This window comes from Microcoleus sp. PH2017_05_CCC_O_A (assembly GCF_020738785.1).
GTDB lineage: Bacteria > Cyanobacteriota > Cyanobacteriia > Cyanobacteriales > Microcoleaceae > Microcoleus.
The window spans coordinates 1-9,247 of record NZ_JAEQCB010000185.1; the positions used below are offsets into that span (position 1 = coordinate 1).

General features: G+C 48.0%; 9 protein-coding genes. 4 read left to right on the plus strand and 5 right to left on the minus strand.

Annotated features, from left to right (window positions below):
• The 5 genes from ispF to trmD all read right to left on the minus strand — a co-directional run.
• Positions 1–262: 2-C-methyl-D-erythritol 2,4-cyclodiphosphate synthase (gene ispF, locus JGK20_RS30125; RefSeq protein WP_293233223.1), on the minus strand; the 262-nt coding region annotated here is incomplete at its 3' end.
• Between the two features lie 236 nt (positions 263–498).
• Entirely contained in the window at positions 499–678 is a 180-nt protein-coding gene (locus JGK20_RS30130; protein ID WP_293180854.1) for a hypothetical protein, read from the minus strand.
• 1 nt (position 679) lies between these two features.
• Entirely contained in the window at positions 680–1,246 is a 567-nt protein-coding gene (locus JGK20_RS30135) for a zeta toxin family protein (protein WP_293180857.1), read from the minus strand.
• Positions 1,247–1,490: 244 nt separating this feature from the next.
• Positions 1,491–2,867, minus strand: coding sequence for a DUF1517 domain-containing protein (locus JGK20_RS30140; protein WP_293233225.1), 1,377 nt, complete (start codon positions 2,865–2,867; stop codon positions 1,491–1,493).
• A gap of 71 nt (positions 2,868–2,938) precedes the next feature.
• Positions 2,939–3,613 carry a tRNA (guanosine(37)-N1)-methyltransferase TrmD gene (trmD, locus tag JGK20_RS30145; protein ID WP_293180863.1) on the minus strand — a complete coding sequence of 225 codons (675 nt, stop codon included), beginning with the start codon at positions 3,611–3,613 and terminating at the stop codon, positions 2,939–2,941.
• Positions 3,614–3,935: 322 nt separating this feature from the next.
• On the opposite strand from trmD, the gene JGK20_RS30150 reads away from it, so the two are divergent.
• From JGK20_RS30150 to JGK20_RS30165, 4 genes are all read left to right on the plus strand, one after another.
• Positions 3,936–4,829 carry a cyanophycinase gene (locus JGK20_RS30150; RefSeq protein ID WP_293181166.1) on the plus strand — a complete coding sequence of 298 codons (894 nt, stop codon included), beginning with the start codon at positions 3,936–3,938 and terminating at the stop codon, positions 4,827–4,829.
• A gap of 340 nt (positions 4,830–5,169) precedes the next feature.
• Entirely contained in the window at positions 5,170–7,893 is a 2,724-nt protein-coding gene (cphA, locus tag JGK20_RS30155) for a cyanophycin synthetase (protein WP_293233227.1), read from the plus strand.
• Between the two features lie 351 nt (positions 7,894–8,244).
• Positions 8,245–8,670, plus strand: coding sequence for a hypothetical protein (locus JGK20_RS30160; RefSeq protein WP_293233229.1), 426 nt, complete (start codon positions 8,245–8,247; stop codon positions 8,668–8,670).
• Positions 8,671–8,695: 25 nt separating this feature from the next.
• Positions 8,696–9,247: transposase (locus tag JGK20_RS30165; RefSeq protein ID WP_293233231.1), on the plus strand; the 552-nt coding region annotated here is incomplete at its 3' end.

Sequence of the window (9,247 nt, forward strand, 5' to 3'; positions counted from 1 at the left end):
CTAATATTAACTGATTGACTTGTGCCAGCAACACGAGACTGTCTGCACCTTTCCATTTTGGGTCAGTTGGCGGGAAATACAGGCCGATATCTCCCAAACACAGAGCTCCCAGCATCGCGTCCATAATCGCGTGGGTGAGTACGTCTGCGTCGCTGTGTCCTAATAAGCCTAATTCGTGGGGAATGTGGACGCCACCGAGGATCAAGGGGCGTTCTGGAACTAAGCAGTGAATGTCGTAACCGTTACCGATGCGGATGTTCATGTCATTCAGTTGACAGTTGACAGTTGACAGTTGACAGTTGACTTCGGAGGGGCCACCTTTACCTAGAAGTCCGAGGATTGGAGTAATGAATAATCTGATTTTAATTTTTCCAGATCGGGGTTTGGGCTTTAAACCAATTCTTTTTGGTGAATTTTAGGTGGCTAAAAAGCAGACAGTAGAGTATTATGTCATAGTCTGTGTGGATATGAGTAGGTTTTTTGGGCGACTGACTTGTTTTATGTTTCGGGCGATATTGGAGGAATGCGATCGGCTGTTAAAATTACTACTTTCCCATCTTCCCACACAGCAATAGATTCACCTAATTTGCGGTGTCTTTCAATAGCTGCTGCAACTGCCGCTTTCACTCCAACATTAATCTTTGTAGATAAAAGTTGTCTTGGTTTTGATTGTTTCATTTTATTTTTGAGTTATTTGATTCCAGCTTTCAATATTATAGATTATCTGTTCTTCCTCGATACTCCCTTCTGCTACTAACTGAGCCGTTTCGTGAGAGTTGTCATAGATAATCCAATTGTCGCACAGTGGCAAATACAGAGCTATCAAATTTCGCAGTCCTCTGTCATAGCGGCGGCGGATAACATCTTCTGGGATAGAATGACCGCCACTAGCTACTCGTCGGGCTACTCTTGCTACGGCCAGTTCGGGCGATCGCAACCAAAAGTAAATTAGGTTAATTGTATAATCTTTTGTTTTACAACTTCTGAGAAAAGTTGCAAAGCTACGGGCTGCTAGAGTAGTCTCAAAAGCAAAATCAGTTCCAGAATTAGATAGTGTTTGCAGTCTTTCTAGCATGATTCGTCCGGCGGTAATCGCTACCGACTCGGGATTGAATGGCGAAAGTGCAGCCGCAATCGCGTCTGCATTGACATATTCAAAACAGTCGAGAAAATTGGGCAATAAACTCATTGATGCGGTGGTTTTGCCGGAACCGTTAGCGCCACCAATTATGTAAAGATTCGGCATAAGTTTAGCATAAATTAATCAGGCAGGACTTAGGTTTTGTATGGTGCGTAGCTTGCACCTTATATCATTTTGACAAAAGATTGCTACACAATAAATAAAGTTGTGTTTGTTTGTAAAACTATTGTGGTCAGGTGCGTCGCTCTTAAATGGTCGATATGTAACTAGGAATTGTTCGTGGCGACACACCCTACGACTACTTTAAGCTGCGGTCTATCTATCAATCAAAGATTGATGCAATGCTAGTCTAAGCAACCCGAATCAAATCTGGATAAGCACCCAACAAATCATCGCCCGTCAAACTATCCGTTTCCTGCTGCGGACTCCAAATCACCTCTAAAACCAGCAGATTCTCAGCAGGAGTCGCCGCCGATTTTTCTAACACTGCTTTCAACTTCGCAACATCGCGAATGTCTCCAAACAGCGGTCTGCTATTCTCTGTCCCTATCAAAAACGTGACTGTAATATACTCTCCAGGCTCTTCATCGCCAGCACTAACAGACTGTCTGCGACGGATATCGCCATTCACCATACTCAAAGTTTCCACACTTAATTTGCTGCGTTCTTGCATCGAAATTTGATTGAATATTTGCGTTGCTTGTTCTCGACTTTCGACTATCTGGGAATTCGCACAAACGTGAGTCCACTTTTCTCGATTTCGCAAAACAATCAAAACAGCTTCTTGCAAAAATTCCGCACGTTGATTAGCATTTTTTATGTCAGAACTTAACGTTAGTTCAGTTAGCTGACTGGGAACTTCGCGAGCTTCTGCCAACATGGCAATTTGCAACTTAGTGACCGCAAAGATTTGTTTTTTAGATTCTTTGGCAGGGTGTTGTCGATAATAGTAAATACAGTAAGCAATTAACGCAACGCAACCTCCAGCAACAAACAGCCAAAACACTACAATTTTCCAATCATCATCAGATTCCGAACTCGGAGGGTTATTCGAGTTATTGTCAGTGGTAATTGGTGCTGGTGCATTGACTGCTGGTTGTTGCTCTGAACCTATATTTGGCTGACTGTTATCTGGATTGTCTGAAGTTGGCGAATTGGGATCGCTGTCGCCCGAATTATTATTAGTGGTAACTGGTGCTGGATTGACGGCTGGTTGTTGATTTGAACCTGTGTTTTGCTGACTGTTACCGGAATTATAAGGAACTACATAACTCGGCCCTGAATTATAGGTGCGCTGCTGGATAATTACAGTTCTGTTATTGCTAGATTGTGGCGGAATCGGAGGGTTAGGTGCGGCGACAGGTGCGGCGGGCTTGTCAAAAGAGCCGCTGCGAACTCTTCCCCCAGTGTTGCTGCTGTTGCTGGGGCGGCTGGGATTGGAACTAGCAGCACTATTCGATCTGCTGTTACTGGAACTAGAAGAACTAGAAGAATTAGGTGAGGTATTGCTAGAACGGCTGGAACTGGAAGAAGAACTAGAAGAAGAACTAGAAGAACTCGATCGCCCGCCACTACTTCCTCCACTGCTGCCGCCGCTGCTTCTTGCCAAAGCTTCCTGGTTAATATTTAACCATTTGCCACCGCTGCTGGGAGTTAAATTTACAGTAACTTCACCCGCGAGCAAAAAGCCGATCGCCCAACAGCACAAAAGTTGATTTTTTAGCATAAATTCTCTGGGAAAAAATCCAGTGTTAAATCAAGAACGTCAACAGCCCACAGCCCACAGCCTACAGTTAATTAATCCGCTAGCAAATCCGGGCGGCGCGATCGAGTTCTTTCAATTTGCTGTTCTTTGCGCCAGCGAGCAATTTCTGCGTGATTACCAGATAGCAACACGTCGGGCACCTTCAATCCCCGAAAATCGGCCGGTCGAGTGTACTGCGGATAGTCCAAAAGTCCGTCTTCAAAACTCTCAAATTTCAGCGAATCTTCCTTGGCCACAGTTCCGCGCAACAATCGCAAAACCCCATTAATCAAAGCCAAAGCTGGAATTTCCCCGCCTGTGAGCACAAAATCGCCTAGAGACACCTCGCGAGTTACCAAGTGCAGCACTCGATCGTCCACACCCTCATAATGGCCGCAAATCAACACCAACTGATCGCACCCGGTGGCGAACTCCCGAAACATCGGCTGCTGCATCGGTTCGCCCTGGGGAGTCAGCAAAATCACCTCCCGTCTCGGCAAAACCGGTAGCGATTCCACCGCAGCAAAAATTGGTTCCGGCTTCATCAGCATCCCCACTCCGCCCCCGTAAGGTTCGTCATCGACTCGCTGGTGCTTGTCTGTGGTAAAATGGCGGGGATTGACAAAATTTACCTCAGCAATATTTTTAGCTAAGGCTTTGCCCATGAGTCCCGATGCTAGGGGAGCCAGGAAAAATTCTGGAAACAGGGTAACTACGTCAAATCGCACAATTATTGGAATTTATTGATACATCACCTCTAGTTTGACCCGGAGAGGCCGATCGGTTTTCAGTAATTGCTTTATTCTTTATAATTTCTTATAATTTCTGAGAATTTTTGCCACTTAAATTCTCTTCCTTTGTCCGCGAGCCGATTTTGTACAACAATCATCTGTTCTCAGGACGGTGACTTGTGTAAAATCGCCCTTAAACAACTGCGCGATCGCGCGATCGCACCTTACTCGCACCAAAAAATATTTACTCTTAAAAAGCCCCATTGTACTCACAGGCACGGCAAAATTTAATTTCACATCTCACAGAGGAAGACACACCATGCAGCAGTTGACATCTCAAGCCCTAGAACACAATCTTTCCCAGCGCACGAAAACCTCGATTATGGTCATCGGAGGAGCCGAAGACAAGGTTCACGGGCGAGAGATTCTGAATACCTTTTTTTGCCGTGCTGGGGGTACAAACGCTCGGCTGGCGATCGTTCCCTGCGCTTCCCGAGATCCCGAAGGAATTAGCAACCGCTATCGCACCATATTTGACGAAATGGGCGTGAGTGCCGTCAAAGTCATTGACATCCGCGAACGCGAACAAGGCGAAAACCCCGTCTGGAAAGATTACTTGGAAGACTGTACGGGCGTATTCATCACAGGTGGCGACCAACTGCGGCTCTGCGGGCTGCTGGCCGACACTCCGCTGATGGAAAAAATTCGCGAATATACTCTCTCGGGTAAGATTACCCTCGCCGGCACCAGTGCGGGTGCTGCGGTAATGGGATATCACATGATTGCAGGTGGCGGAAGCGGTGCGTCACCCAACCGCTCTTTGGTAGACATGGCAAACGGACTTAACATTATTCCCAATATCATCGTAGACCAGCATTTTCACAATCGTAACCGCATGGCTCGCTTGTTGTCGGCTGTGGCTTGTCATCCCGATCGCCTCGCTATTGGTATTGACGAAGATACCTGCGCTTTGTTTGAGGGAGACGATACTATGAAGGTTCTAGGTAAAGGCACGGTGACTATTGTTGATTCTAGGGAAAGTTTTTATACCAACGAGGCAATGGTAGCAGCGACAGAACCCTTAAGTCTGTTCAATATGCGCTTGCACGTCTTGTGTCACGGAGATTGCTACAATATGCCCCTAGGCAAACCAATGCCATCGGCAGCCTGTTCCGAGTCTGGCTGGCCTTTGGAATGCCGCACAGCAAACTAACGCAGGATATCAGAGTCATCGATCGGGCAGAAAGTATGCGGCATTTGGGCCCAATCAAAGATACAACAGAAGGATGTATTCCAAAGCAGCCACGCGCTGACACCAGAAGGTAGAATCACACTCTTATTCTACCTTCTGGCTTCTAGTTGGTTCCTGCCCTTTACGTGCACTTGTTTCTAGCCGATCGCTGGGGCATTAATTTTCTTTCGCTGGCGGCCTATAACTGGAAATTCAATGCAAAACTGTTCACAGCGAACAGTCGATCGAGCAATCTAGCTCCAAATTGAATAAATGCTGCAATTACCTATAAGATTTAGCGACCCATACCCCTCTGACAGTCATGAAAATACTTAAAATCCAGACGTTACGCGGCCCCAACTACTGGAGCATCAGACGCCACAAACTCGTCCTCATGCGTCTGGATTTAGAGGAGTTGGCAGATAAAACCACATCTGAAATTCCTGGCTTCTACGAAGGGTTGACCGCCACACTCCCGAGTTTGGACGACCATCACTGTTCCCCCGGCCATCAGGGAGGCTTCCTGCAACGGGTCAGAGAAGGCACAATGATGGGACACGTCATCGAACACGTAGCCCTAGAACTTCAGGAAATGGCAGGAATGCCGGTCGGGTTCGGTCGCACCCGCGAAACTGCCACACCAGGCATTTACCAGGTAGTAATCGAGTATCAAAACGAACAAGCAGGTCGCTATGCCACCCGGGCGGGCGTGCGGATGTGCCAGAGCATTGCCGATACTGGAAGCTATCCAGCAGCGGAATTAGCCCAAGATTTGAGAGATCTCAGAGAGTTTGCTTTGTCGGCGGCCCTGGGCCCGAGTACCGAAACACTGATCAAGGAAGCAGAAGCGCGGGGCATTCCCTGGATACCTTTGAGCGCCCGGTTTATGATTCAGCTCGGTTACGGGGTGCACCAAAAGCGGATTCAGGCAACTCTCAGCAACCGCACGGGAGTTTTGGGGGTAGAACTAGCCTGTGATAAGGAAGGTACCAAAAATATCCTCGGGGCTGCTGGCGTACCGGTTCCAAGAGGGACGGTGATTAATTATTTGGACGAACTGGAAGGAGCGATCGAAGATGTGGGCGGTTATCCGATCGTCCTCAAACCGCTAGACGGCAACCACGGCCGCGGAATTACGATCGACATCAACTCCTGGGAAGTAGCAGAAGAAGCCTACGATTTAGCCAGCAACGCATCAAAAACCAAGAGTGTGATTGTCGAGCGCTACTACACCGGCCGCGACCACAGAGTATTAGTAGTCAACGGACAAGTCGTAGCAGTCGCCGAACGAGTCCCCGCTAACGTTGTGGGAGATGGCAAGTCTACAGTAGAACAGCTCGTTGAAGAAGTAAACCGCGATCCGCAGCGGGGAGACGGACACGACAACGTGCTCACCCGAATTACGATCGACAAATTGACCCTCGATTTGCTGCAAAAACAAGGCTACGCGATGGACTCGGTATTGCCGGCCGGCGAAAGAGTATTCTTGCGCGCGACAGCAAACCTCAGTACCGGTGGCATTGCAGTCGATCGCACCGACGAAATCCACCCAGAAAACGTCTGGCTATTTTCCCGAGTCGCCAAAATCATCGGTTTGGACATTGCCGGCATTGACGTGGTAACAGACGATATTTCCGTACCGCTGCGCGATACGAACGGAGTCATCGTCGAAGTCAACGCAGCACCGGGTTTCAGAATGCACGTCGCCCCGAGCCAGGGTTTGCCCCGCAACGTCGCCGGCGCAGTATTCGATATGCTGTTCCCCTCGCCTCAACCCACCCGAGTGCCGATTTTAGCGGTGACGGGAACCAACGGTAAAACTACAACCACTCGCCTGCTGGCCCACATTGTCAAGCAAACGGGTCAAATTACTGGCTACACGACTACCGACGGGACTTACATCGGCGATTATTTAGTCGAAAGCGGAGATAATACTGGGCCGCAGAGCGCTCATTTGATTTTGTCCGATCCCACCGTGGAAGTGGCGGTGCTGGAAACGGCTAGAGGCGGAATTTTGCGATCGGGCTTGGGCTTCGATCAGTGCGATGTCGGCGTCGTCTTGAACGTCGCGGCGGATCACTTGGGAATCGGCGACATCGACACCGTGGAACAACTAGCCAAACTCAAGAGCGTCCTCGTCGAGTCAGTAATGCCCAAAGGCTATGCAGTTTTGAATGCAGACGACCCGCTTGTATCACAAATGGCGCAGCGTGTCAAGGCTCAAATTGCATATTTTTCAATGAACCCGGACAACGAATTGGTTGCCAAACACACCGCTGCGGGCGGGCTGGCAGCAATTTACGAAAACGGCTACTTGTCCATCCTCAAAGGCGATTGGACGCTGAGAATTGAGCAGGCTGTGAATGTGCCGCTGACGATGGGCGGGCGGGCGCCGTTTATGATTGCGAATGCTTTAGCGGCTTGTTTGGCGGCTTTTGCTCAGGGAGTGAAAATAGAGGATATTCGATCGGCTTTGTCCAGCTTTCAGGCCTCCGTCGGTCAAACTCCGGGACGGATGAACCTGTTTAATTTGGGCAGCTATCACGCCTTGCTCGACTACGCCCACAACCCGCACAGCTACAAAGCTTTGGGTAGTTTTGTGCAGAATTGGGAAGGAATGCGGATCGGGGTAGTTGGTGCGCCGGGGGATAGACGAGATGAAGATTTTGTCACTTTGGGCAAACTTTCTGCCGATATGTTCGATCGGATTATTGTCAAAGAAGATGTTGACAGGCGCGGGCGAGAACCCGGTGTGGTGGCCAAGTTAATTTGCCAAGGGATTGCAGAGGCGATCGCCGCACGCACCCCAGACAAGTCTAAAGTTGAATACGAGTTGATTCTCGACGAGACAATTGCTGTTAACAAGGCTTTAGATCAAGCACCAGCAGGCAGTTTGGTAGTGATTTTACCCGAAGGCGTCACCAAAGCTCTGGCTTTGATTGAAGCCCGGAAGCCGATTCAGGAATCTGTGGTAAATGCCAGTAATGTCGATCGCCTTGGAGAGTCGCGCGACAGCTTAAAACCTTCGGTGGTTAATCAAGGCTAAACTCTAAAGTCTCATTTAATTAATAGGTTGGGTTTAATTGTGTTAAACCCAACCTTTTTTTAGTAAGATAACAAACACACCTTAGCCTATCAAGTTAGGCGCCTACTCTCTCTGTATGATCTCCACTGCGAGATCTGTCAAGGTGATGATTGTGACCCTTAAGCCCTCAACACTTTGTAGGGGGCGAGCGCTAAACCTTTATGTCGTTGAGGGTAATTACCAATAAAAACTATTTATTGGTAATTACTGTAGTTTAGACTAACCAAAGATGAGAACGGTGGCAAAAGAAGAACTAGAGCCACCGCGCCAGGAGAGAATGAGGGTGAAAAATAAAACCTATCCACTCCTTAAATGAACAGTGAACGATTAAAGGACTTTCGTCAAGCAGCATACGAATTATTGGTGCAAGCCAAGGATGCAACATTCGAGCTGATGGATGCAGTGATGACCACCAGAAATGCGTCATGTTTAGCGGAATTTTCACTCAATCCATTATTCAAGCGTCAATGGCCAAGCATCTATGAAGCGTTACAAGACTGTAGGCCAGACCGAAAAAAACTGATGCTGCTCTATCTGGAGCAATTACAGAAAGAAGCACCCCCAACGGAACACATATTAGTAGCAATCGACCACACTGCATGGGTCCGAGCAGACGCCAAAACGTTAAAAGACAGAACCCATGAATATCAGAGGGGCTGCATTGTGGGACAGGGGTACAGTACAATTGCGTGGATACCAGAAGCTCTCTTGAAGTTGGGCATTACCCCTGCTCCATGAAAGAATTAGTAGTGGGTCTTCACCCATACTTCAAGCAGCTTCCCAACTCAAACTTGTCTGTGAACATAGCGTTAATCCAGTTTTAGCAGTTTTAGATCGAGAATATGGGAATGCAAGTTGGGTGCTGGCGCTAACGCAAGCTTCCGTCCAAGCTGATTGCTTAATGAGAGTCCGAAAGAATGCCTGCTTATGGTCAGCACCACCGGCCTATAGTGGTCGCGGTAGACCACCCAAACATGGTCAAAAAATGAGACTCAACGACCCAACCACATGGCTTCAAGCGGATACTGCAATTGAAATTGATGAACATCCAGATTTGGGACAAGTCCTCCTCAGACAATGGATTGACTTACATTTTTATCGTGCCCCTGGACAAAAAGTCAATTTAATCCTAGTCGAAAGAATGAAGCCCATGTCAAATGGTCAACCGTTTCCACCCTTATGGTTGGCTTGGGTTGGAGAACGAACTCTACCTTTAGAAACTGTTTGGTTCAAATATTTACGACGCTTTGGAGTCGATCATTGGTATCGATTTGCGAAGCAAAGATTGCATTGGACATTGCCTAACTTGAGAACT